This window comes from Arthrobacter sp. 05T47 (assembly GCF_056395825.1).
The window spans coordinates 314,470-338,923 of sequence record NZ_JBFTKG010000001.1; the positions used below are offsets into that span (position 1 = coordinate 314,470).

The 24,454-nt window shown below is 65.1% G+C and carries 22 protein-coding genes; 13 read left to right on the forward strand and 9 right to left on the reverse strand.

Going from position 1 to position 24,454, the window contains the following annotated elements:
- Positions 1–40: 40 nt before the first annotated feature.
- Positions 41–1,447: an FAD-binding oxidoreductase gene (locus AC1DEY_RS01415; RefSeq protein ID WP_476866443.1), complete on the forward strand. Its 1,407-nt coding sequence runs from the start codon at positions 41–43 to the stop codon at positions 1,445–1,447.
- A gap of 174 nt (positions 1,448–1,621) precedes the next feature.
- Here AC1DEY_RS01415 and AC1DEY_RS01420 read toward each other — a convergent pair whose 3' ends face one another.
- Both AC1DEY_RS01420 and AC1DEY_RS01425 read right to left on the reverse strand, forming a co-directional pair.
- On the reverse strand, positions 1,622–2,599 hold the full coding sequence (locus AC1DEY_RS01420) for an ornithine cyclodeaminase family protein (protein ID WP_476866444.1): 978 nt from the start codon (positions 2,597–2,599) through the stop codon (positions 1,622–1,624).
- Positions 2,596–3,816 carry a metal-dependent hydrolase family protein gene (locus tag AC1DEY_RS01425; protein WP_476866445.1) on the reverse strand — a complete coding sequence of 407 codons (1,221 nt, stop codon included), beginning with the start codon at positions 3,814–3,816 and terminating at the stop codon, positions 2,596–2,598. Before AC1DEY_RS01425 ends, AC1DEY_RS01420 begins: the two co-directional genes overlap by 4 nt.
- A 72-nt stretch (positions 3,817–3,888) precedes the next feature.
- Here AC1DEY_RS01425 and AC1DEY_RS01430 point away from each other — a divergent pair, with 72 nt between their 5' ends.
- The 8 genes from AC1DEY_RS01430 (at position 3,889) to AC1DEY_RS01465 (ending at position 13,916) form a co-directional block, all read left to right on the forward strand.
- Positions 3,889–4,287 carry a M17 family metallopeptidase gene (locus AC1DEY_RS01430; RefSeq protein WP_476866446.1) on the forward strand — a complete coding sequence of 133 codons (399 nt, stop codon included), beginning with the start codon at positions 3,889–3,891 and terminating at the stop codon, positions 4,285–4,287.
- Positions 4,288–4,665: 378 nt separating this feature from the next.
- A complete protein-coding gene (locus AC1DEY_RS01435; RefSeq protein ID WP_476866447.1) occupies positions 4,666–6,168 on the forward strand; it encodes a xylulokinase in 1,503 nt (500 codons plus the stop codon).
- The gene (locus AC1DEY_RS01440) at positions 6,152–7,522 is read left to right on the forward strand and encodes an iron-containing alcohol dehydrogenase (RefSeq protein WP_476866448.1); all 1,371 of its coding nucleotides are present in this window, start codon (positions 6,152–6,154) and stop codon (positions 7,520–7,522) included. Before AC1DEY_RS01435 ends, AC1DEY_RS01440 begins: the two co-directional genes overlap by 17 nt.
- A 227-nt stretch (positions 7,523–7,749) precedes the next feature.
- Positions 7,750–9,501, forward strand: coding sequence for a glycerol-3-phosphate dehydrogenase/oxidase (locus AC1DEY_RS01445; RefSeq protein ID WP_476866449.1), 1,752 nt, complete (start codon positions 7,750–7,752; stop codon positions 9,499–9,501).
- A 416-nt stretch (positions 9,502–9,917) separates the two neighbouring features.
- On the forward strand, positions 9,918–11,330 hold the full coding sequence (gene eat / locus AC1DEY_RS01450) for an ethanolamine permease (RefSeq protein ID WP_476866450.1): 1,413 nt from the start codon (positions 9,918–9,920) through the stop codon (positions 11,328–11,330).
- Between the two features lie 173 nt (positions 11,331–11,503).
- A complete protein-coding gene (locus AC1DEY_RS01455; protein ID WP_476866451.1) occupies positions 11,504–12,328 on the forward strand; it encodes an HAD-IIA family hydrolase in 825 nt (274 codons plus the stop codon).
- 92 nt (positions 12,329–12,420) lie between these two features.
- Positions 12,421–13,104 carry a hypothetical protein gene (locus AC1DEY_RS01460; RefSeq protein ID WP_476866452.1) on the forward strand — a complete coding sequence of 228 codons (684 nt, stop codon included), beginning with the start codon at positions 12,421–12,423 and terminating at the stop codon, positions 13,102–13,104.
- A 44-nt stretch (positions 13,105–13,148) separates the two neighbouring features.
- Positions 13,149–13,916: a GntR family transcriptional regulator gene (locus tag AC1DEY_RS01465; RefSeq protein WP_476866453.1), complete on the forward strand. Its 768-nt coding sequence runs from the start codon at positions 13,149–13,151 to the stop codon at positions 13,914–13,916.
- A 170-nt stretch (positions 13,917–14,086) separates the two neighbouring features.
- On the opposite strand, the gene AC1DEY_RS01470 is transcribed toward AC1DEY_RS01465, so the two are convergent.
- The 3 genes from AC1DEY_RS01470 to AC1DEY_RS01480 all read right to left on the reverse strand — a co-directional run bounded on the left by AC1DEY_RS01470 (position 14,087) and on the right by AC1DEY_RS01480 (position 15,837).
- Positions 14,087–14,773 (reverse strand): TM2 domain-containing protein, encoded by a 687-nt coding sequence (locus AC1DEY_RS01470; RefSeq protein ID WP_476866454.1) that lies wholly within the window; start codon positions 14,771–14,773, stop codon positions 14,087–14,089.
- Positions 14,774–14,906: 133 nt separating this feature from the next.
- Positions 14,907–15,293 carry a PLDc N-terminal domain-containing protein gene (locus AC1DEY_RS01475; RefSeq protein ID WP_476866455.1) on the reverse strand — a complete coding sequence of 129 codons (387 nt, stop codon included), beginning with the start codon at positions 15,291–15,293 and terminating at the stop codon, positions 14,907–14,909.
- A 97-nt stretch (positions 15,294–15,390) separates the two neighbouring features.
- Positions 15,391–15,837, reverse strand: a complete 447-nt coding sequence (locus AC1DEY_RS01480; RefSeq protein WP_476866456.1) for a hypothetical protein — start codon at positions 15,835–15,837, stop codon at positions 15,391–15,393.
- A gap of 481 nt (positions 15,838–16,318) precedes the next feature.
- Here AC1DEY_RS01480 and AC1DEY_RS01485 point away from each other — a divergent pair, with 481 nt between their 5' ends.
- From AC1DEY_RS01485 to AC1DEY_RS01500, 4 genes are all read left to right on the forward strand, one after another.
- Positions 16,319–17,254: an alkaline phosphatase family protein gene (locus AC1DEY_RS01485; protein ID WP_476866457.1), complete on the forward strand. Its 936-nt coding sequence runs from the start codon at positions 16,319–16,321 to the stop codon at positions 17,252–17,254.
- Between the two features lie 309 nt (positions 17,255–17,563).
- Complete coding sequence (gadC, locus tag AC1DEY_RS01490; protein ID WP_476866458.1) at positions 17,564–19,006, forward strand: glutamate/gamma-aminobutyrate antiporter GadC; 1,443 nt, start codon at positions 17,564–17,566, stop codon at positions 19,004–19,006.
- A complete protein-coding gene (locus AC1DEY_RS01495) occupies positions 19,003–19,449 on the forward strand; it encodes a hypothetical protein (RefSeq protein ID WP_476866459.1) in 447 nt (148 codons plus the stop codon). Before gadC ends, AC1DEY_RS01495 begins: the two co-directional genes overlap by 4 nt.
- A gap of 3 nt (positions 19,450–19,452) precedes the next feature.
- Entirely contained in the window at positions 19,453–20,802 is a 1,350-nt protein-coding gene (locus tag AC1DEY_RS01500; protein WP_476866460.1) for a M20/M25/M40 family metallo-hydrolase, read from the forward strand.
- Here the strand turns inward: AC1DEY_RS01500 and AC1DEY_RS01505 are convergent.
- The 4 genes from AC1DEY_RS01505 to AC1DEY_RS01520 form a co-directional block, all read right to left on the reverse strand.
- Entirely contained in the window at positions 20,799–21,938 is a 1,140-nt protein-coding gene (locus AC1DEY_RS01505) for an aminopeptidase P family protein (protein ID WP_476866461.1), read from the reverse strand. The genes AC1DEY_RS01500 and AC1DEY_RS01505 overlap by 4 nt on opposite strands.
- Before the next feature lie 148 nt (positions 21,939–22,086).
- Positions 22,087–22,425 (reverse strand): YciI family protein, encoded by a 339-nt coding sequence (locus tag AC1DEY_RS01510; RefSeq protein ID WP_476866462.1) that lies wholly within the window; start codon positions 22,423–22,425, stop codon positions 22,087–22,089.
- Positions 22,422–23,768, reverse strand: a complete 1,347-nt coding sequence (locus AC1DEY_RS01515) for an RNA polymerase sigma factor (protein WP_476866463.1) — start codon at positions 23,766–23,768, stop codon at positions 22,422–22,424. The genes AC1DEY_RS01510 and AC1DEY_RS01515 overlap by 4 nt, the downstream gene beginning before the upstream one ends.
- Positions 23,769–23,803: 35 nt before the next feature.
- Positions 23,804–24,130 carry a YciI family protein gene (locus AC1DEY_RS01520; RefSeq protein WP_476866464.1) on the reverse strand — a complete coding sequence of 109 codons (327 nt, stop codon included), beginning with the start codon at positions 24,128–24,130 and terminating at the stop codon, positions 23,804–23,806.
- Between the last annotated feature and the right edge of the window lie 324 nt (positions 24,131–24,454).

A 24,454-nucleotide genomic window follows, 5' to 3' on the forward strand; every position in this document is an offset into this window, starting at 1 on the left:
ATGGATCTGACAAACAATCAGCAATCAGGAGGAACGCATCGTGACAACGACGCAGACTGGGCCGACCCGCATCGGCGAGGCCACCATCGCCGAGTTTGCCGCGGGCCTGCGCGGCACAGTCGTCCGGCCAGGGGACGCGGACTACGACCACGAACGCAGCATCTGGAACGGGGCCCACGACCGCCGCCCGACGCTCATCGCACGCTGTGCGGGTGTGGCAGATGTGATCCGCACGGTCGATCTCGCGCGCAGCGAGGGGTTGCCGTTGGCGGTTCGCGGCGGTGGCCATTCGATCCCCGGGTTTTCCACCGTCGACGACGGTATCGTGCTGGACCTTTCGCTGATGAAGGGGGTCCAGGTGGACCGTGCCCGCCGCCGCGTGGCGGCACAGGCAGGGTGTACGTGGAAGGACGTGGATGCAGAGACCCAGCAATTCGGGCTTGCGGTGACCGGCGGCCTGGTGTCCTCGACCGGCATCGCCGGCTTCACCACCGGCGGCGGCATCGGCTGGCTCGTGCGCAAGCACGGGCTGGCCAGCGACAACCTGGTCGGCGCCGACGTCGTCACCGCTGACGGGCAGTTTGTTCACGCCAGTGCGGACGAGCACCCCGATTTGTTTTGGGGGCTGCGCGGCGGCGGCGGCAATTTCGGTGTGGTGACGTCCTTCGAGTATCAATTGCACGAAGTGGGGCCCGTCGTCCTGTCCGGCCTGGTTTTCTACCCCGGAGAAGAGGCGGAGCAGGTGTTGAGCGGCTATCGGGCTGCCTGCGCGGCGGCCCCCGATGAGCTGACCACGCTGGTCAACATGACCACGGCGCCGCCGGTCCCGTTCCTGCCAGAATCGGTGCACGGCAAGCCGGTCATCGCCGTGGGAGGGTGCTGGTCCGGAGATCTCGATGCCGGCGAGGCCGCCACCGCGCCCTTCCGGTCGTTGGGCACGGTCATCGCGGATGTCTTCGCGGCCAACCCGTACGCGGGGTGGCAGCAGGCGCTCGATCCGCTGTACCCGCGGGGCGTGCACAACTATTTCCGCTCGGCATTTCTGCCCGGCGCCGACGACGCGTCCATGCGCGTCCTGCTGGACTCGTTTGCAGCATTCCCCAACGCCATGACGGAGATCCACCTGCACCACCTCGGCGGCGCGGTAGGCCGGGTTCCTGCCGAAGCAACGGCCTTCGCACTCCGGGACCAGGAATTCATCGTCAATGTTATTGCGCGCACGCCGACGGCGGAGGGCTTCGCGGATGTCGTCGAATGGGCCCGGGGCGTGACGTCCGCGCTCGGCCCGGATGCGGCGGCCTACGTGAATTTCACAGGTGAAGCGAATACCGCGCTCGTCCGGGCGTCATACCCGGCAGACACCTACCGGCGGCTCGTGGAGCTGAAGAACGAATACGATCCCACCAATCTATTCCGGTTGAACCAGAACATCGCCCCCACAGTGTGACAGCACTGCCTGCGTGACTTGAGGCAGGAAGATCCCCGGGTTTCCGGGGATCTTCCTGCCTGGGCAGGCAAGGAGCGAGCCACTGGGCTCCCGCGGTAACGAACCCCCGACGGCGGCCGCGCACCCCAGACTGGCGCGGCCGCTGGCCGCGCCAGTCTGGGAGGGAGGCCCGCTTCACCCAGCTCCGGGATGCTCCTGGAGAGTTCCGGAGGCGAGCTCGAACGCCCGGGACGCCACCACAATGTCCTCCCAGGACATCCCCACGGCTGTATAGAGGGCGGGCGCGTCCGGCCGCCGTGTGAAGCGGCCCGCAATGAGCTCCGCCAGGTTGGTCAACGGCAGCTCATTCCATTCCTCAACGGATCTGGCCGGAATCAGGTTGCCTGATTCCTGCATGGCCGACGCCCTGCCCTCAACCACCACGTCGGCACGACGCGCCAGGGCAGGGTCGATTTCCCGGGCGTGGAGGCCGTGCGACCCGATGGCGGCAACTATGGCGCCATCCGCCACCGCAGCACTGTCCAGGACCGGGGTCGAGGACGAGGTGGCGCACACGATGACGTCCGCGCCTGGAATGTCCGCGTGGCTGCCGGCGCGGGCGGTCCTGCCGCGGCAGGACCATTTGGCGGCCAGCTGAGCTGCGGCCTCATCGCGGCGGCCGATCACAACCACCTCGGCGACGTCGCAGATTTCCGTGATTGCCCGGATGTGCCGATCCGCCTGCAAGGACGTTCCGACCACGGCCAGGCGGCCGATCGAAGCCGTACCGGCAGTCCGCCGGGGATCTGCTGCCAGCATGTTCTTGATGGCCATGGCGGTGACGGACGACGTCCGGATCAACGTCAGCTCAGCACCGTCCAAGACCGCCAGCGGCGCTAGACTCCGGGCATCAAACAACAGATAGCTGCCTTGGATCTTTGGCTCACCCCGTGCGGGGTTGCCCGGGGCGACGGTGAGCACCTTGATTCCCGCATAGCGGCTGGATTCCGCCGGCATCAGCAGGAATTCGCCGGCACCGAGCGGACTGAACAGCCGGGGCGCGTCCTTTTCCGGATCCAGTCCGTCCAGCAGTTCAGCTCCAAGGGCCGCCACGGAAGCTGCCGGGGTCAGCAACCCTGAGAGCGACGCCGCGTCCAGGAAGGGCAGGGTCATTGCTTTCCTGCGTCGGAAACGATGCGCCCGTGCTGGATGACCGTCCGCGGACGCTGCCCGTCCCATAAAACGGCCGGGTCATCGAACGGGTTGCCGTCCAGGATCAGGGCGTCCCCCGCAGCACCGGGGGCGATCCGGCCAAGGTCAGGGTTCTGGAGGATCTGGGCGTTCACCGCAGTCATTGAACGCAGCGTCTCCAGGACGCCGGCGGCCTCGATCTGAAGCCGCACACCGGTCAGTTGGTCGTCCTCCAGTTCGCCCATCAGATCGGAACCGAAGCCCACCTTGACACCGGCATCCAGTGCCAGGTTGATCGCCGCCTTGCCGGACTCGAGCACCTCGGCGTTCTTTCGCTGGGAGATGGGATTCAGCCCCAGCGCCTCACCCCTGCGGTCCATGGCATGGTAGGCAGCCAGCGTGGGAACCAGGAAGCTGCCGAGTTCGGCCATGAGTGCCGCCGTCTGCCTGTCCAGGAGGTTTCCGTGTTCAATTGACCGAACGCCGTTCTCAATGGAGTGCTTGATGGCCTCCGGCGAATAGGCGTGGGCGGCAACGTAGCTCCCCCTCCGCGAAGCCTCGTCCACCACGGCACGGATTTCTTCTGCCGAGTACTGGGGAAGCCGGATGGGGTCGGTCAGCGAAACCACCCCGCCCGACGTCATGATCTTGATGGCGTGGCTGCCGGTGCGGAACCGGTCGCGGACCGCCTTGCGGAGATTGTCCACCCCGTCCACGACCGCACACATGTGGCCGTGGCTGAAGCAGATGTCCACGTCCGCCGAACGGGGATCCCCGTGGCCGCCCGTCTGGCTCAGGGCCGGGCCGGTGAAGTAGTACCTTGGTGAGGCGAACAGGCCGCTTTTGATGGCGCGGTCCAGGCCGATGTCGCCGCCGGCAACGTCCCGGACGGTGGTGAATCCGCGGTGCAGTGCGGCACCCAGCCGCTGGGTCCCGACAATGGCGGCATAGCTCAGGGGGCTTCGTTCGACCTCCAGACCGCCCAGGCCCACTGCGTAGGCGTGGAAATGTGCGTCAATGAGGCCCGGCACCAGCACTTTTCCGCCGGCATCGATGATGTTGCCCTGCGGGCTCACGTCCCCGACTGCCTCGATATTCCCGTCCCTGAACAGTACGGATCCGGCGGCAAGTTTCGCGGAGGATCCGTCGAAGATCAAGGCATTCTTGACGGTCAAAGTCAGGCTGTTGTCGGTCGACAAGGTGTGTTCCTTTCAAGCGGAGTGGCAAGTTCGGGGGAAGTCAGTTGAGGGTCGAGAGCAGTTGCTTCATGAGTGGATCTTGCCACGCTCACCTATGCCGCCGTGCATGCCCTGGGCGATCGCACGGCAGCCCTCCTTTCCAACGACCATGATCTGCAGGAAGCGATTGTCCACGCGGCCGCCGAAACCGGCGAAGCAGTGTGGCCGATGCCCCTGCCTGCATATCTTGAGGATCAGCTCCGTTCTGCGGTGGCGGACTACAGCAACTTTCCCGGAAGTTCCACGGCCAGGACCCTGACGGCAGGAATGTTCCTCAAGGCCTTCGTTCCCGAAGGGATCCCGTGGGCGCATCTGGATATTGCCGGACCGGCCTGGGCTTCAGCCGGCTACGGAGTCACTCCGGCCGGAGCAACCGGCTTCGGTGTGAGGCTGCTCGGCGCGCTGCTTATTGGGCTGGATTCCCAACGTTGAGGCCGTGACGTTTACCGTTCAACCCGGCCGCCGGTTTCCACATGGATCTGCGCCCGGCACCGTACTCCGGCTGATCCACTCCCCCGGCGCGGTCCTCTGCTGATGGGCGGATTACGTCACGCCGTTGAGGCAGTTGTTGCCTCGCGGAAACAGGCGGAATCCGGAGCGTACCGGCAGGGTGTTTACTCGCTCCACTGCGGTTGGTGGTTGGGCGCCGACGGCCGAGGCGGCCTGCTGCCGAGAGGCCCGATGCGGCCGGTAGGCCCGTTGAGTTGACGGATTGCAGAACACCCCTCTACCCTAGTTATTAGACGTCTGACGACTCACGCAGATGTGATGGCTTTGGGGGAAGGCCGCTGGGATACAAAGGAGTATTTCATGGGATATGTAATCGGATGTGATCTCGGGTCGCAAAGCGCCAAGGCAGTGCTCATGTCATCGGAGGGCGACATCGTCGCAACAGCAAACACTGGCTACGCAATGGCGCATCCGCACAGTGGCTGGGCTGAACAGGACCCGGCGCATTACCGGAACGGCATCGCCTCAAGTGTCCGCGCGGTGCTGGCCCAGACGGGCGTCAAGCCGGCCGACGTGACACACATTGGGCTCTCTAGTCAGGTGGACGGCGTGGTTCCCATTGACGGGAACATGCGCCCGCTGCGGCCGGCAATTATTTGGCTTGACCGGCGTGCAACCGACCAGGTGGCCCGGCTCGGCCGCGCGATCGATCCGGACAGGCTTTTCGCCCGGACGGGGCTGAACCTGGACGCCTCGCACACGGGGCCCAAGCTCATGTGGCTGGCCGACAACGAGCCTGGTGTCTACCGCCAGGCCGCGTCGCTGCCTTCGGTTGGCGGCTACGCCGTCGCCTGGATGACCGGCCGGTCCATTCAGGACCACGCCAACTCCTCATCGTCCCTGCTGTACGACGTCGTGGCGCGCGACTGGAGCGATGAACTCATCGACGCAGCCGGGCTTGACCGGGCAAAGCTCCCGGAAATTGGCCGGGCCACCGATGTGGCCGGCACGTTGACCGCGGAGGCCGCCGAAGCGCTCGGTCTCACCACGAATTGCGCAGTCGTGGTCAGCACAGGTGATGACCACGCCGCATGCCTGGGCGCGGGGGGCGTCCGCCCCGGGGTGGTCGTCGACATCTTGGGCACGGCCGAGCCGGTCGGCGTCTCGAGCAACGTACCCGTCTTCGACGAGACCAAACTCGTCGAAACCCATGCGCACGCGGTCGACGGCACCTATCTGATCGAAAACCCCGGTTTCGTCTCCGGCGGCAACACGTTGTGGTTTGCCAAAAATGTGTTGGGCATCAGCCAGCAGGAGTTCTTCGATCGCGCCGCCCAGTCACAGCCGGGGGCCCGCGGGGTCCGCTTCATCCCGGCATTGACCGGATCGATGGCGCCACGGTGGAACGACGGGCTGCGCGGGACGTTCTCCGGGCTGTCCATGAACCATGACTCCGCCGACATGGCCCGCGCGATCATCGAAGCGAACTGTTTCGCGTTCCGGGACATCTATGACCGAATCGACGCCATGGGCCTGGCCCAGTCAGTCCGGGTCGTCGGCGGCGGAGCGCGCAGCGCGCTGTGGCTTTCGGCGAAGGCGACTCTCTGCGGGACGCCGATCGCCAAGGTGCTGACCGAAGAGACCAGCGCAACGGGTGGGGCGCTGCTCGCCGCCGTTGCCGCAGGCACCTTCCCCAGCCTCGAATCAGCAGTCGACGCCGTCGTCGAGCTTGATCCCGTCACCATCGATCCCGTACCGGCCCACGTCGAGGCCCTTGAATCGGCCTACCAGGAATACCGCTCTCTCTTCGACGCAGTTGAATCAATCTCCCAGAAGGAATTACGCTATGACGCTCTCGTCTGACCTGGACCACTACCTCACCCACCCGCTGGTCGGCCTCGACCAGGTCGTCATCGGCCCCGACGTGCTGGACTCCGTCCGGGACATCGTCGCCGCCCTGCCGGCCCACAACAACATCGCGCTGCTCACCGACGAGGACGAGTACACCACCGGCTCCGGCGCGTTCCTCAAGCCCGCCGTCACCGGTCTCCTGGAAGCCCTCGGCACAGTGACCAAAGTCGTCCTCCCCGGCCACGTCCACGCCGACGAAGCGACGGTCAGCGCCGCGACTGCCGGCTGCGAGGACGCCGACGTTGTCGTCACTATCGGCTCGGGCACACTATGCGACATTGGCAAGGTCGCCGCCGGGAACCGGCCCCACGTCGTCGTACAAAGCGCCGCCTCGGTCAACGGCTTCGCCGACGACCAGTCCGTGCTGCTCATCAACGGCGTGAAGCGCACCGCCCACTCCGGCTGGCCCAGCGCCCTGGTCGTGGACAGCAACGTCCTCGAGGGCGCCCCGGCCCTGCTGAACCGCTCCGGCCTCGGCGACATGATCTCCATGTTCACCGCCCCCGCGGACTGGTACCTGTCCTCCCTAGTCGGGATGGACCGGGGCTTCTCAGCCGAGGCCGCGACGATGACCCGCCGCCACGGCGCCGAACTCCTGGGCCTGGCCGAAGGCGTGGGGGCCTCCGATCCCGAGTCCCTGGCCACCTTGGCCAAGTTCGTGACCCTCTCCGGCATCTCGATGGGCGTCGCGGGACAGACCTCCCCCTCCTCCGGGATGGAACACGTCGTGAGCCACATGCTGGACATGGCCAACGCCGCCCGGGGCAAGGACACCGCCCACCACGGTGCCCAGGTGGGCGTAGCGACCGTCGTTGTCGCCATTCTGTGGCGAAAGATGAACGAACGGCTCAGCGCCGGAAGTATCGGCACACTCCGGCTCCCCGATTCGGCGGACGCGGAGCGCACCGTGCGGGAGGCCTTTGACTGGATGGATGAGGCCGGCGCCACGAGCAACGAGTGCTGGTCCGACTATTCCAAAAAGCTCGAACACCTGCGCGCCGTCGACGCCGGAACGAAAATCCGCGAAGCGGCCGGATCCTGGCCAGCACACGCCGAGGTACTCTCGGGCCTGCTGGGAGAACCGGAAGCCATCGTCGCGGCGCTTCGCGCGGCCGGCGCACCCACTCGGTTCTCCGAGCTCGAAAACGCCAGCAAAGAGGACGACGTTATCTGGGCCCTCACGAACTGCCACCTCATGCGCAACCGCTTCAACATCGCCGACCTCGCCTACCTCACCGGCGCATGGACCGCGACCGATGTCCTGGCAGCCTTGGCCGAGGCAGAACGGATCGGCGCCGGCCTCTAACCCCCGGCACCACCCGCCGCGTTTCCGGTGCACTACCCGGCGTCCCGGGAACGCGGCGCCCCGGCAGCCGCCGGCAAGGACCACGCGGTCCACCGGCCGGCCTGATGACGTCACATGAGCACAACCAATACCTCGCAAAACGACAAGTATTTTTATTCGTCAGACGTCTAACGAATAATCCCTATTGAGACCTGCCGGCGAAGGCAGGCAGACCCTTGGAGGCCAGAATGAGCAAGTCCGCCACTCCCCCCGGAACCGGGCGACTCAACATTGCGCAACGCGAATCAGCCCGCGCCGCGATGAAGTCACAGGTGCTCGACGTGCTTGTTATTGGCGGCGGCGTTGTCGGCGCGGGTGCGGCATTGGACGCAGCATCGCGGGGACTCACGGTCGGCATTATCGAGAAGAGCGACTGGGCCAGCGGGACCTCCAGCCGGTCCTCCAAGTTGGTGCACGGGGGAATCCGCTACCTGGAGCAGCTCAACTTCAAGCTGGTCAAGGAAGCCCTTGTGGAGCGCGGGCTTCTCTTGCGAAGAATCGCACCCCACCTGGTAAAGCCTGTCTCGTTTCTCTATCCCGTCACCACCCCGTTGATTGAGCGGCTGTACGTGGGTGCCGGGATGGCCCTGTATGACCTGTTCAGCTATGCAGGCGGCCGGCACCCGGGCGTTGGATTGCATCGTCACCTCAGCCGCAAGCGTGTCCGGGCTGAACTGCCGGGCCTGAACCGCGCTGCTTGCCGCGGAGGAATCAGCTACTTTGATGCCCAGGTCGATGACGCCAGGCTGGTCGCAACCATCGTTCGCACTGCGGTGTCACGGGGCGTCCATGCCATGAATCGCGCCGGCGCCGCGGAGATCTTGCCCGGCACCGGCAGCGCAAACCATACGGTGCTCGTCTCGGATGAAGAGACAGGCGAGCGGTTCGAGGTGCAGGCACGCTCCATCATCAATGCCACGGGCGTGTGGACTGCCGAATCGCAAACCATGATCGGCATCGACTCTGCAGTGGAAGTGACCATGTCCAAGGGCGTTCATATCCTCGTTGACCGTGATCGTTTCCCGTCAACGATGGGATTGATCCTGCGGGCAGGGGCCAGCGTCCTTTTCGTCATCCCCTGGGGGAACTACTGGATCATCGGCACTACCGACACGCCATGGGACCTCGGAAAGACGAACCCCTCCGCCACCTCCGCCGACGTTCAGTACCTGCTCGATCATGTCAACAAGGTGCTCGAATTCCCGATCGTCCACGAGGATATTCTCGGCGTCTACGCCGGACTCCGCCCGCTGGTGAAAGGCACGGCAGGCTCCACGGCGCAACTGAGCAGGGAACACGTGGTTGACGTGCCCCACGAGGGCATCGCGGTCATCGCCGGCGGCAAACTCACCACATACCGCGTCATGGCAAAAGACGCTGTGGACGCGGCGACAAAGGGGCGGATTACTGCCCGCCCCTCGCAAACGCTGGACCTACCCCTTCTCGGCGCCGAGAAATTCGTTGCCGCCGATGTTGAAAGCGTCTGCGCCTACGTGCTCGAAACCCTCGGGCTGCCGCCCAGTCACGCAGCACGCTTGGTCGGTCGCTACGGAAACATGGCGACAGAGGTCTTGAAGCCTGTGGCTGAGAACCCAGTGCTCGGGCTGGAGATTTACGGCGGTGGCGGCGCCCTTCTGGCAGAAGCGCTATACGCGGTCACGCACGAGGGCGCCCTTCACCTGGAGGACATCCTTGAGCGCCGCTTGCGCATTTCCATCGAATCCAAGGACTTCGGCGAAGAGGCCGCGTCCGAGGTCGCCCGCGCCGTGGCCCCGGCCATGGGTTGGACTGCACAAGAGGTCGACGACGAACTGGAGCACTATCAGGAGTTTGTGCGCCTCCAACGGGAAGCGACCTCTCTACCCAACGATTTCTCTGCCAATGCCGTCATGAGGAATGCCACGCCTGCCACTCACGCGGCGGCCGGCGTCCGCTTGTAACCACCGCGGTGCCGGGCCCCTAATGTTCAAGCCCGGCATCCCGCGGTCCCGCCGGCCAGCTCCCGGTGACGTCGCTGATTCACTGGCTTCGCCGACGTCACCATAAGCACCACCACTCCGGGCAGAACCAATCCCGGTAAACTCGTGAAAACTTTTTCTTGTTAGACGTCTAACGACTTGGTATGCTTGATGAAGAGGGCCACGAAGGCCCGTTCCGGACAAGTTCCCTGCCGAAGACGTCAGAGAAGAACCAGGCCGCCGCCCGCCGGCAGCCGTTCGTATCACCCCGGCGCCGGAACGTTGATGTTCCAGCCGCCACCCAGCCACGGATTGTCCCCGGGGCTTCCTCGCCAAATATCAGACGGTCCATGTCCCGTGGTGCCGATGATTGATACAACCCGCAAAGGAGCAGGTCAGTGTCACAAACAGTTACAACTCCCCCCGTGCAGGCGGAGGGCAAGAAGAAACACCTCACCAAAGTGGCAGGACCCGTACTGCTGTGGGGCATCGGCGTCGGCGCCGTAATCTCCGGCGACTACTACGGTTGGAACGCAGGCCTCGGACTCACCGGCTACTGGGGCTACCTGATCGCGATCGCCATCATGGGCCTGCTCTACGCCGGCCTCTCAACGGTCATCGGCGAACTGTCTGCAGCAGTACCGCATGCCGGCGGAGCCTACGCCTACGTCCGCACAGCCCTCGGCCGGGTCTGGGGATACCTCGCCGGGGTGAGCGTTCTTCTCGAATTCGTATTTGCCCCGGTCGCAGTGGCCCTGACCGTCGGCGCCTACGTCCAAGTCCTCTTCCCCGACGTACCGATCCTGGTCAGCGCCGCGGTCCTCTACATCGGCTCCACGGTGGTCCACCTGCTGGGTGCCGGTAACTCCATGAAGATCGAGTTCGTGTTCACTGCCGTCGCGGTCATCGGCCTCATTGTCTTCATGGTCATCGGTGCTCCGAAGATGTCACTGGATAACCTGAACGCCTACTCCGGCGGTGCCATCCTGCCCAACGGCATTGGCGGCCTCTGGGCCACCCTGCCGCTCGCCGCCTGGTTCTTCTTCGCCATCGAAAGCCTCCCGATGGCGGCGGAGGAGACCAAGAACCCCGCCAAGGACATCCCCAAAGCCCTGATCATGGCCTTCATCACCCTCGCCGTGGTCGGCATCGGCACCCTCACTGTCGCCGCCGGCGTCGGCGGGTCCGACTTCCCCGGAGCCGCTGCCCCGCTGACCGTGGCCCTGTCCAACGTCGTGGGCTCCCAGACCTGGATCGTCCCGGTGATCGCCAGCTTCAGCCTCGCGGCCCTGGTCGCCTCATTCCACGCGATCGTTATTGCCTACTCACGCCAGACCTTCGCTCTCTCCCGGGCCGGCTACCTGCCGGCGTGGCTGTCCAAGCTCAACAAGCACCACGCCCCGATCGGCTCGCTCGTCGTCCCCGGCATCGTCGGCTTCGTCTTCGTCGTCCTCGGCGCCACCATCCTCCCGGACGCCATCCCGGTCCTGGTCACCCTGTCGGTGCTCGTCGCGGCTGTGTCCTACATGCTGATGATGGCGGCGGCCCTGGTGTTGCGGAAGAAGCGCCCCGAGCTGCACCGCCCCTACAAGGCCCGCGGCGGACGCGTCACCATGTGGATCGCCCTGGTCCTGGCCGGGATCCTGATCCCCGCCGCTCTGGTCAGCTTCCCGCTCGCATTCGTCATCGCCGCAGTCATGGTGGCCCTGTTCATGGCCTACTACTTCGCCGTCGGCCGCAAGCGGGTCGGCAACTACACCGCCGAAGAAGAACTGGCACTGACCGATCACGCTCTGACCGAAGAAGCCTGACCCAACAGGTCTGACCGCCCGGCGGGGGCCGCTGCAACCCAGCAGCCCCCGCCCGGCACCCCACCGCCTTACCGCACAAAAGTTTCAGCAAGACCGCATTCAAACTTGAGTCGTCAGACGTCTAACGTTAGACTTGTATTAGAGGCTCCACAAGAGCCGAAAGGAGGGCAAAGATGCCCGTTCAACTACTGGCCAAAGAAGAAGCGACCCGGCCCGCGACAACCCCGCTGTACCGGGGCTACGCCTTCGACCTGGACGGCACCCTGTATCTCGGTGATGACCTCATCGAGGGCGCGGACGCCGTCGTGGCAGCGCTGCGCGAATCCGGCGCCCGGGTGGTGTTTGTGACGAACAAACCCCTCGAGACCGCCGAGGCCTACGCGGCGAAGCTGACCAAGCTGGGCATCCCGGCAGTTGCAGAAGATGTGATCTCGGCCCTGGACGCCCTGACCCTGTACCTGGCCGACCGGCATCCCGGGGCCCGGGTCCTTGCGGTGGGCGAGCCGGTCCTCATCGACTCGCTGCGCTGCGCCGGGTTCACCGTGACCGAAAACCCGGCGGAGACCGACGTCGTCGTCGTGTCCTTCGACCGGACCTTCGACTACGACAAACTCACCAGGGCATACCAGGCGGTCAACGCCGGCGCCGTCATTGTGGCCACGAACCCCGACCCGTACTGCCCCACCCCGGACGGAGGCCTCCCCGATTGCGCAGCCATGCTCGCAGCAATCGAGGCCTGCACCGGCGGCCGTGCCGAGGCGATTGTCGGCAAGCCGAGCGTCCACATGGCCAACGCCTTCCTGCACCGGCTCGGAGTTCCGGCCGACCAGGCCGTCATGGTCGGTGACCGGCTGCTGACCGACGTCGCCATGGGCCTGAACGCCGGCATGGCCTCGGCACTCGTGATGTCCGGGGCGACAACGAATGACCATCTCGCCGCTTCAACGATCCACCCAACCCACGTCCTCGACGACGTCCGCGGGCTCATCGCAGCCTGACCGCGCCGGGGCACCAAGTACCTAACAAGCCCCAACCTTCAACGCCCAACCCCGAATACGTTCCACACCAAACACCAAGAAAGAACAAAACAATGTCTGAATTCATCTTCATGCTGACCCACAACGACCGCACCGTCGACAACGCCCTCGAGGTTCTCGAGCAGGTCAAGGACACCGGGCTGCGCCACATCGGTTTCAAGGACGTCGGCGCCACCCCGGAGAAGGCCCGCGAGCTGACCGCCGCCGCGCACGCCGCAGGACTCGTGGTCTACCTGGAGATCGTCTCGGTGGACAAGGCCGATGAGATGGCATCCGTGGACGCCGCCATCGCCGCCGGCGTGGACTGGATCGTGGGCGGCAAGTTCGCCGCCGAAGCCGTCGAAAAGCTCGCCGGCACCGGCATCAAGTTCGCCCCCTTCCCGGGCCGCGTCGCCGGGCACCCCAGCGCGCTGCTGGGCTCCATCGAGGAGATCACCGCGCACGCCGCCGAACTCTCCAAAATGGACGGCGTCCACGGCGTGGACCTGCTCGCCTACCGCCACGCCTCCGTTGACCCGCTGGAACTCACCGCCGCCGTCGCGAAGGTCGTCGACGGGCCCACCATCGCCGCGGGCTCGGTCGTGACCGAGGCCCAGATCCGCGGACTCGCCGAAGCCGGCGTCTGGGGCTTCACCATCGGCGCGGCCATCTTCGACGGCAAGCTCCCCGGTGAGAAGGATGTCGTGTCCCAGGTCCGCACCGCGCTGGCTTTCGCGCACGACGGCGCCAGGGTCTAACCCGGCCGCCAGTACACTGGAATCATCGTCACAGGGAGGACACCATGGCAAGTCGCCGGCCAAATCTTGCAGAACAGGTTCGAGATGAACTCACCGAGCTCATCAGCAACGGCACGTATGTGGTCGGCGACCGGCTCCCCAACGAAGACGAAATGTCCGTGAAGTTCGCCGTCAGCCGGGCCACCGTCCGCGAAGGCTACCGGGCCCTGATCGACGCCGGGTACCTCTCCCGCCTCCACGGCAAGGGAACCTACGTCACCCGGGTCCCGCAGCGCCACGCCCTGGACCTAAACGTCAGCTACACCGCGATGATCCAGGCCGCCGGGTTCACCCCCAGCATCCGGATCATCTCACAAAGCGTGCAGCCCGCAGACGACAGCGACCGAGCCCGGCTCCGCCTGGACCGCGGAGCCGCGGTCGTGGTCGTCGAACGGGTCCGGTTCGCCGATGACCGCCCCGTCGTCTACAGCGTGGACCGGGTGCCGCTGGCCCTCGTGCCCGAAGCGATCCGGGGCAACCTAGGCCCGTCGCTGTTCGACCTGCTCGAAAACCTCAATCACGGGGTCAGAAACGGCCGGGCCAAGCTCCTCCCCGTCCTCGCCGGACCCCCAGAAACCGCGCAACTGCAGGTCAAGGACGGCGTCCCTCTGCTCTACTTCGACGAGGTCGACTACGACGAGAACGGCACACCAGTGCTCGCCTCCTTCGAATGGCACACCAGCGACGTCTTCGAGATGTGGCTCAACCGGCGCGCACAACCGCCAGCGCAACGTTTGGAGAACGCACCGGCTCTTACTGAATCGCGGTCGTAAATCCACCCCGAATAACTCCCGAACAACGGCCGGTCACGCCCACAGCGTGCCCGGCCGTTCTCATTTGGGTTCCGTCCATGGTCGGCACGGTGGGGGCCGGCTGATTCGGCCATGGACGCGCCATATGGAAGACTCGGGGGCACCTCCCGCGTCGGCCCATAGCGCACTTGCTACCGGGGAAGCCGGTATTCCGCGGCCGTGAGGTGCCAGAGGGTGCCCGTAGTGCTGATGATCAGTGTGTAGATCCCCGGCCGCAGGGTGACGCCGATCGCCCCGGCACGGGCCTTGACCAGGGAGAGAACGGTGAGGGCGGGTCCTTTCGCGGGCTGCAGGTAGACGACGGCCGGCCCCGTGAAGGTGTACTCAATGTGGAGGTTGCCGGTTACCGTCACCACCGGCCCAGGGGGTTTGGTGGCGGAGGCCTCCGCGACCGTGACCAACTCTTTCACCGGTGGCGGCGGGGCCGGGTTCAGCAGTTCGTTCAGGCCGGTAACAGTGGCCGTGATTGTCCCGGTGACGGGGGCCGCGGTGACGTAGACCACCTCACCCACGAGGGCGGCGGCCACGGCGATCGAGGCCAGGCGCAGGCCGCGGCGCTGGGAGTTGGTCCCCAAAAGTGGCATGGATGCACCGTCTGCGGCGAATTCGTTGGTGATCCGGAACAGGTCAATGAGCCACCAGATGCCCGCTCCCCCGAGCGTCAACAGCTTCAGGGTGCCGGTGACAGGCTTGTGAAGGTAGAACCGGTCCGCGCCGGTGAAGCCCAGGAACAACGCCAGCAACCAGGCGGTGCGCAGGGAACGACGCGGCGGGAGGTCGCGTTCGAAGAAGAGCCCGTACTGCTCGGTCAGGGGCACATATTGATTTTCGAACAGCCGGAACGGGAAAGTCCACGGTCTTCCGGCCCGGTGAGGATTCCACGCCCGCGTTCGCATACCGTGGATTGCCGGGCCTTGATCAGCGTCTCCGCCCCGTAGGAATTCTTGGCTGTCAGGCCAGTACTTTGCCCTTGATCTTCTCAAACTCGTCAGCGCTTATAGTCCCGGAGTCCCGAAGAGCCGTGGCCTTGGCGATCTCCTCGCTCGGACTCGCTGTAGCGACGCTGCGAATGTTGGCATCCGAGGCCTCCCGGTTCGCCCGTGCCCGTTCCATGGACCGCTCCGTCAATCCCTTACCGCGGGCAATCAAGTAGACCAACACGCCCAGCAAGGGCACGAAGACCAGGAAGAGGATCCAGAGGGCTTTCCACCAGCCACTCAGTTGGTCGTCGCGGAACAGGTCGCCGATGACTACGAAGAACGCCCAGAGGAAGGCGATGACCGCGTAAACGACGAAGAACCACCAGAAAATATCCCAAAAGTCTTCCCAGAAACTCATGTCAACTTCCCTGCTTTCGGTAAGAACGCTGTTGTACGGGAACTCGGCCTGGGCGGGTCCGAGGCTGGCAGCTGGCCTCCCGGGAGAGGCCTGGGAGTCAGCATTTGGTCGCCGTCTGGAGGTCGCTGACTGCGGCCTGGACGTTGGCGGCGTCGTCCCGCAGTGAGGCGGCCGCCTGGGTCAGGGTGGCGTCATCCGGGACGGCTCTGACGGCCGCGTCGAACTTGTTTTCTGCCGTCTTTAGGGCGTCCATCTCGTCTTTGGCCACGTCCTGGCCGGCCTTGACCAGGTCGTCGTAGGTCTTCGCGACCTGTTCTCGTGCCGATTTGATCTGGTCTATCGTGGCGCCCGGTTTTAGTGTTTGTTTGAAATTTGTCAGGGACGCGGCGAAGGCGCTTGCAGCAGCGCAGGCCTGCGAAACGTTCTTCTCCGCTCTGGCGCTGCTGACGCTGGTGCCGGGGCTGGATGCGCCGCAACCGGTGAGCAGTGCGATGGCTACTCCTGCTGCGATCGGTCCTGCAAGGATCGGGCGTGCTCTGGCCACTGGGGGCTCCTTTCCGAAATGGATTGCGGCAGCCGGACCCGCCACACGCAAGTCCGACCATTGTCTGCCCGTACCGTGGGCGGGGACCTCATCCGGGGAAGATGATCCGGTCATGGCAGCGCCCTGAATCCGGCGGCCCATCCATGAACTTCTCTTCAGGGAAGGCCGGTTTTGTGCCATGATCACACCCGGTACGTGGTTTCAGCGCTGTCGATAGGTTCCCGGGTCTCCCGCGTAGTCCGGTGGTTCGCAGGGCACGCCAACGACTGATAGAAAGCCAGAACCGATGAGCCGGAATGTTTCAAATTTCCTGGGGTTGAACCGTGCGGCACGGCGGCCGGCGGTACTGCTTCTGGCTGCCATCCTCGCTGTTGCGGCCACCGCCTGTGAGCCCTCAACGCCGGGAGGCGGACCCTCGCCGGGCCAGAGCACAGCAACGTCCCAATCCCCACGGCCCCCGGGGAAGCCCGGTCACGTCTTCGTGATCAACCTGGAGAACAAGGACTACGACGACGTCTGGGGCACCAACTCGGCGGCCACCTATTTGTCGAAGACCCTACGCGCGCAAGGCGTGCTGCTGACCCAGTATTACGGGACGGCGCACAACTCCAATCCCGACTACCTGGCCCAGATTTCCGGGCAGGGCTCGAACGTCATGACACGCATCGATTGCCCGATATATGCCAAGTTCAAACAAACCGGTACGTCCGAACCGGGCCAGGTGCAGGGCATCGGTTGCGTGTACCCGGCATCGGTTCCCACACTTGCAGGCCAACTCACTTCCGCCGGCAGGACCTGGAAGGGCTACATGGAGGACATGAGCACTCCCTGCCAGCACCCCGAGCCCGGCTCCAAGGACGATCACCAGCGCGCGAAGGTCGGCGACCAGTACGCAACACGCCACAACCCGTTCGTATACTTTGAGGAAATTACATCGTCCCCGGACTGCCAGAAGAACGTTGTGGACTACACGCACTTCGCTGATGACCTTAAGTCCTTGGACACGACACCGAATCTTTCCTACATCACCCCCAACTTGTGCAATGACGGGCACGACACCCCCTGCGTCGACGGGAGCCCGGGCGGCCTCGAAAGTGCCGACAGCTGGCTGCAGCAGCAGATCCCGGCCATCCTGGACTCCCCAGCCTTCAAGCAGGACGGGGTGCTGGTGATCACCTTCGACGAATCCGAAAGCAATACCTCCGGCCCGCCGGGGGTCCCCGGAGGCACGGCGGGCGGCCGGGTCGGCGCGCTGGTGCTCTCGCCGTTTACCAAGGGGGGAACGACGTCGGACAGGATGTACAACCACTTCAGCCTGCTCGCCAGCATCGAGGACATCTTTTCAGTACCCCGGCTCGGATACGCGGGAGCACCCGACCTGAACAGCTTCGGCCCGGACGTCTTCAACGCCGGGTAAGCGCCAATGCCGGCGGCTCTCCCGGCATATGCCTTTCCCGGTCCTGGGCCCTCGTCTAACATCACCGCGGTGATCACCGACCTGCTCTGGAAGCGCACCCGAAACCGCGTAAATTAGCACCCCGGGGACCCCGAGTATAGAGGAGATGGAGACTGGTCCCAGCGAATTCCGAGGTCCATGCTGTAAACACCGAGCACTTTGTGTGATAGGGGGCAGGGGCATGTTCAAGCAGTTGACTGTTCGCCCCAGGCGCTTTAGCTCCGCCTGGCCCGTGGAAGATACCAGGGGACACCCAAGGGTGTGGCTTACGTGAGCGAACAGGCAGCCACCCTGCCGAAGGCGCCGCCGGCCGTGTGGATCTCCTGGGTGGCTCTGGCCCTGATGACCACCAGCTCGGTGGCCAGTCTCCGAGCGGCCCCGACCATGGCCGTCTACGGCCTCGCTTCGGTGTTCCTCTACGTGGTTCCCGCGATTGTCTTCCTGCTGCCCACCTCCCTTGTGTCCGCTGAACTGGCGTCCGGATGGAAGGGTGGCGTCTACAACTGGGTCTCGTCCGGAATCTCCAAACCTATGGGCTTCCTGGCGGTGTGGTGCCAGTTCGCGATGACGATTTTCTACTATCCGACCCTGCTGGGGTTCGTCGCGAGCACACTCGCCTACGTCTTCAACCCGGCGCTGGCCAGCAGCGGCGTATGGACGGCCTTGGTGATCGTGGTGTTCTACTGGGCCGGCGTGTATGTCTCATCCCGCGGCACGAAGGGTGTGGCAGGCCTGGCCAGCGGCGGCCTGATCATCGGCACCCTGATCCCGGGCGCCCTGCTCGTCATCCTGGGCATGGTCTTCCTCGGCCAGGGCAATCCGTCCGCCGCTCCGATGACCGCGGCAAACTTCTTCCCCGAGTGGGCCGGACTGGCCAGTCTGGTGCTGATCGTGAACAACTTCCTGTCCTACAGCGGCATGGAGATGAATGCGGTGCACGTGTCCTCCCTGAAGGATCCGGCCAAGGAGTACCCGAAATCGATGTTCCTGGCCATGGGGCTGGTACTGCTGATCTTCATACTGCCGGCGCTGGCGATCAGCTGGATCGTCCCGGCCGATGAGCTCTCCCTCACCGCGGGTGTCATGCAGGCCTTCGACGCGGTGTTGGCGTCCTTCAACATGCAGGGCCTCACACCGATCCTCGGCATCATGCTGGTTGCTGCCTCCCTCGGCGGCATGCTGACATGGCTGGCCGGTCCGTCCAAGGGCTTGCTGCTGATCTCGCGTGAGGAAGGCTACCTCCCGCCGTTCCTGCAAAAGCTGAACAAGAACGGCATCCAGCAAAACCTCCTCGTCGTTCAGGGGCTCGTCACCACCGTGATCGCGCTCGGCTACGCGCTGATCCCGGATGTCTCCAGCGCGTACTGGATTTTCTCGGTGATCACCACGCAGGTCTACCTGATCATGTACCTGCTGATGTTCGTGGCCGCGGTCCGGCTCCGCCGCAACGACCCGGACCACCCGCGTGGCTACCGGGCACCGATGCTGATCGGGCTGTGCGGCGTCGGATTCGCAGCCTCCCTGGCAGCCCTGCTTGTCGGGTTCGTCCCGCCGTCGCAGTTCGGCAACGGCGATCCGCTCATCTATTTCCTGATCGTCGGCGGCGGCGCACTGGGGCTCGGCCTGCTTGTGCCGTTCCTCTTCTACAGATTCCGCAAGCCCTCCTGGAAGCTGCCCGACCAACAAACGCAGACGGAGCTCCCGAAGTCATGAGCACGCAGACTGAGTCCTCAACCAAGCGCGGCCGATCGGTCATCTACATCGTTTCCATCATCCTGCTCGTGATATTCGCCCTTGTCGCACTGCTGAACTTCAGGTCGGCGAGGGAGACGCAACAGTCCCTGGCGAAGGCCGACCAGCTGATAGCGGAGATCAATGCGGCTGGCGGGTCGGCACCCTCACGTGAGCAGATAGCCCGGGTGCTAGGCGACGACGGCGGCGCGGTCTGCGCGAATCCGAACGGCGCGCTGAGCCGGGCCACCTTCGACAGCCAGCTGACGAACGGTGCCACCGGGCCCGGAAGCAGGCCGGTGATCGCCAACGACCGCGTCGCCAAGGGCGAGCTCGCGATTATCAAGATCTACTGCCCGGACGAACTGGCTGAATTCCAGCAGTTTATTGACGGCCTCAAGACCTACAACACGGGCGGTGGGTGAGCCGTGGACCTGCGCGCCCGGATTGCCGATCTGATGCCTCCGGCATGGGAGGAGCTCGCCGAGTTGGTGGCCATCCGGTCGGTGGCGGATGCGCGGCAGTTCCCCGCGGAGGAGTGTGCCAGGGCGGCGCAGTGGGTGCTGGACAAGTTCGCCGGGCTCGGATTTTCCGACGTCCACCTGGAGCGGACGCCGGACGGCTCTGACGCGGTGGTCGGCTCGAGGCCAGGACCTAATCCCGATGCGCCGACCGTGCTCCTCTACGCGCACTACGATGTGCAGCCGCCTCTCGATGATTCGGCATGGCGCACCCCGCCCTTCGTACTCACTGAAGTGGAAGGCCGCTGGTACGGCCGGGGCGCCGCTGACTGCAAGGGCAACATCCTTGCCCATCTGCTTGCACTCAGGGCGCTCGGCGATGATGTGCCCGTGAATTTGAAGCTGGTGGTCGAGGGGTCCGAGGAACAGGGCACCGGTGGGCTCGAGGCGTTCGTCGCGAGCCACCCGGACCTTCTTCGTGCCGACACCATCCTGGTCTGCGACACCGGCAACGCGGCCGTGGGACACCCCGCGGCGACCGTGACCCTGCGCGGGATGGTCAATGTTGTGGTGACGGTGGAGGCGATGGCCTCCGAACTTCACTCCGGCATGTTCGGCGGTGCAGCCCCCGACGCGCTCGCGGCGCTGATCTCAATGCTGGCATCCCTCCGGGACGGGCCAGGCAACACGACGATCACTGGCCTGGACAACACGCAGACCTGGGCCGGCGCTCCCTATCCGCCCGAACAGTTCCGGTCCGACGCCGGCGTGCTCGACGGAGTCGCGCTGTTGGGAGACGGCAGCGTGTCGGACATGCTCTGGGCGCGACCGGCCCTCACCGTGCTCGGCATCGATTGCCCGCCGGTGACCGGCTCGACGGCGGCGATCGTGCCGCGGGCATCCGCACGGATGAACCTGCGCGTCCCGCCAGGCATGGCCGCCGCCGACGCCCACACGGCGCTGGCTGACCACCTCCGGGCCGCCGCTCCCTGGGGAGTCCATGTCACGATGGACGTGGAGGCCATCGGGTCACCCTTTCAGGCGGCAGTCGGCGGGCCGGCCTTTGAAGCCATGAGCGCCGCCATGCTGAGGGCCTACGGGCGGCCCATGGTCACGCTGGGGCAGGGTGGATCGATTCCGCTGTGCAACGTGTTCGCCGACACTTACCCGGACGCGGAAATCATCCTGCTCGGGGTCGAGGAACCCCTCGCCCTCATCCACGCACCGAACGAGAGCGTCGATCCGGCCGAGATCAGCGCCCTGGCCGAGTCCCTGGCCCTCTTCCTCGAGCACTACGCAACCCCTCCGGCTAGCTAGTGGACGATTCTCATCTCGTGCGAGGTCTGGTTGAGTCGCCGTCCGCCGTCGGGAACGACCGTCACAATGTCCTCGATCCGCACACCGAACCTGCCCGGCAGGTAGATTCCGGGTTCGATTGAGAAGCACATGCCGGGGTGGAGGATCTGGGTTTCGCCCTCCACCATGTACGGCGGCTCGTGAGTCGTCAGTCCGATTCCGTGACCGACACGGTGAATGAAGTAGTCGCCGTAGCCGGCTTCAGTGATCACCGCCCGGGACACGCGGTCAATCTCCTGGCACTCCACGCCGGGCCGCACGGCCTCGAACCCGGCCTGCTGTGCATGTCTGACGACGTCGTGAACCTCGCGTTCCTCCGCGGTGGGTTCGCCGACGTGCACAGTCCGGGTCGTGTCTGATCCGTAGCCGTGTTTGAGGCCGCCGAAGTCGAGCACCACCATGTCGCCGTCCTCGATGATCCGCGGGCCGATCTCGTGGTGCGGGTTGGCGCCGTTCGGACCCGACCCGACGACGGTGAAGTCCACCTGCGAATGACCGAATTGGCGAAGCAGGTCCGCGAGATCAGAGCCGACGTCGGTCTCGCTGCGCCCAGCGAACCGCACGGTGACGATCTCCTCGTACGCCTGGTCTGCGGCCGCGCCGGCCGCCGCCAGCCGCTCGATCTCGTCGTCATCCTTGATCGCCCGAAGCATCGGCAGGGCGGTCGTCATGGAGACGTAGGAGGACTTGGGCAGTCGATCCTGCAGACCCAGGAGGTGCATGGCCCAGGCCGAGTCAGAAACGGCATAGCGTCCGGTTCCGGCCATCAGCGTCGCAGATTCCGTGTAGGGGTCGCTGCCGTCGGTCCAGTCGGTGATCCGCAGAATCGAGGCGCCGGCGGCCGCTTCCGCGTCGGGCCGCTCAAGCTTCGGAACGATCATGGCAGGCTCCGCGTCGACGGGAATGACGAGCATGGTGATGCGTTCGGTGATGGCCACGGGTGCATACCCCGTCAGGTACAGGAGGTCCGGTCCGGGAGTGACCAGGATGCCGTCGAGCCCGGCATCCTGGGCGGCGTGGGCTGCCCGCCGCAACCGCTCGGCGAAGTCATCGGCGGTAAACGGAGCCGGCTCGGAAAGGCTGCGATGATCACTCATGGTTCGCATTTTCGTGCGCGGCGCATCACTGGTCAACCCATCGCGTTGACCACGGACACGCTCACGCGCTTACTGAGCTCCGCCAGGGTCATTGATCTTTGCACGCAGCAGCTCGTCGAGCCGGCAATGAATGCCGCTTAGGTCGTTGTCAGGGGTCGATCCGGCGGATCTCGATCGACCAAAGCTTGGCCTCGCCGAATTTGCCGGCGATTTCTACGGCACGGGCCATGTCCACACAGTCGACGATGTAGTATCCGGCCACGATTTCCTTGGTTTCAAGGTAAGGCCCGTCGGTCACGGTGCAGGTATTGCCGTTATTTCTTACGAACTTCGCCTCTTCACCGAGCTCATGAGCCTCCACGAACTCACCGGATTCCCTAAGTTCCTGCTGCAGCGAGGTATGCGCCTGCATGATCGCCTCGATCTCGGACGCGGAGAGTGCATTCCAGGTCTCAACGTTATTGGGGATCAGCATGAGGTGCTTCATTTGATTTCCTTTCGCGGTACTGCCGGGTTCAGGCCGGGATCAGGTGAGGACGGGGCCCCGGCGTTTATCTCCGTCAGGCGTTTGGTCAGGTAGCGGCGCTCGGCCTCGGAGGGAGCGAGGTCCCGGGCCCTCTGATACTCGCAGCTGGCCTCTGTCTTTCTGCCAAGGCGGCGCAGGAGATCAGCCTTCGCTGCGGGCAGGAGGTAGTAGCCATCGAGTGACCGTGTCCGGTCCAGTTGGTCTATGAGGGCAAGACCTGCTTCCGGCCCGTGGGACATCGCGACAGCGACGGCACGGTTCAGCTCGACGACCGGCGACGGCGCAATCCGGGCAAGGGCGTCGTAGAGCAGGGCCACCCGGGCGAAGTCAGTGCTGCCAGAGTCCGGGGCGGACATATGGCAGGCAGCAATGGCGGCCTGCACACGGTAGCTACCCGGCCGCGAACGGCATGAAACGCCCATTTGATCAGCAGCCGCCAGCAGGGCCACAGCCTCCGCGACCCCAACCTTGTCCCACAACCCGCGGTCCTGCTCCTCAAGGGTCACCAAGTCTCCTGCGGCGTCTGTTCGCGTCTCCCGCCGGGCATGGTGGAACAGCATGAGGGCCAGGAGGCCCAGAGCTTCAGGTTCCTGCGGGGACCCGTCGAGCAACACAACCAGCAGCCGGGTCAGGCGAATCGCTTCCCGGGCGAGAGGTTCGCGGATCAGTGAGTTGCCGGCGGTGGCCGAGTAACCCTCGTTAAACATCAGATACAACACGGCGAGAATCCCGGCCGTGCGTTCGGAGATGAGCTCCGGAGGCGGCACGCGGTACGGGATCCCGGCATCGCGTATCTTCGCCCGGGCCCGCACCAGCCGTTTGGCCATGGTTGCCTCCGGAACAAGGAAGGCGCGGGCGATCTCACCGGTCGTCAGCCCCGCGACGGTGCGCAAGGTCAGGGCCACCCGGGCATCGAGCGGGAGGGCAGGGTGGCAGCAGGTGTGAATCAGCCGCAAGGTGTCATCCTCATCAGCTGTCCCTGTGCCGGCGTCGCCACCCATCCCTTCGAGCTCGGTGAGAATCGCGAGGTCACGGACCGCCCTCTTTTCGCTGGCGGCGCTCCGCATGCGGTCGATGGCCCTGTTCTTGGCCACGGTGGTCAGCCAGGCACCGGGGTTCCTGGGAACGCCGTGTTCCGGCCAGTCCCCGAGGGCCCTGGCGAACGCATCCTGAACACAATCCTCAGCCAGGCTCCAGTCGCCCGTAACCCGAATGAGGGTTGCCGTGATCCGCGCTGTCTCACCAGCGGAGGCGGCCTCGACGACGGCCCGCACGTCCGTCAGCTCCGGCAACACTTCACCCATGACCCGTCCGTCCGCCCCCTCCCCGGGGCGGATGGCTACTCCCCGAGCGGCCACACGGGCCTGATCTCGATCTTGCCGAACCGGGCCATCGGGTGCTTGGACGCGACCTCTATGGCCTCATCGAGGTCGGCACACGCGATGATGTCGTAGCCGGCGATCCATTCCTTCGTCTCCGCGAACGGCCCATCCGAGACCACCACCTCACCCCCGCGCACGGTGACCGTAGTGGCATCCTCGACAGGACGCAGCCGGTCCCCGTGAAGCGCGACACCACGGGCCTCCATCTCGGCCCCCCATTCCACAATATTGTCCTCGGCAGCCACATATTCCGGCGCCGTGGGATCGCTACAGATGAAAAGCATGTACTCCACAATGACTCCTCCTGTTCGGTTGCTACACAAATACGACGACCGGGGTGCCGCCAAAAGGACACCTGACGAAGAATACTTTTGAAGATGTCACCGACCAGTGGGATCTGCCCACTGATGGGCTCCCGCCGGCAGACGGAAGATGACCGGCTGTCGGCGAATCGCTGCCCTGCTGTCACTGGGTGGTGAATCTGATAGTCCAATCGGCTTTCTCGACGGTTGCTTGGATCAACTTCGCGTTCCGTTCATCGGATCCGAGAGCCCATTGATGTGCCTCGTGCTCGTTCTTTCCGCATGCCAGGGCGAGCATAACCACCA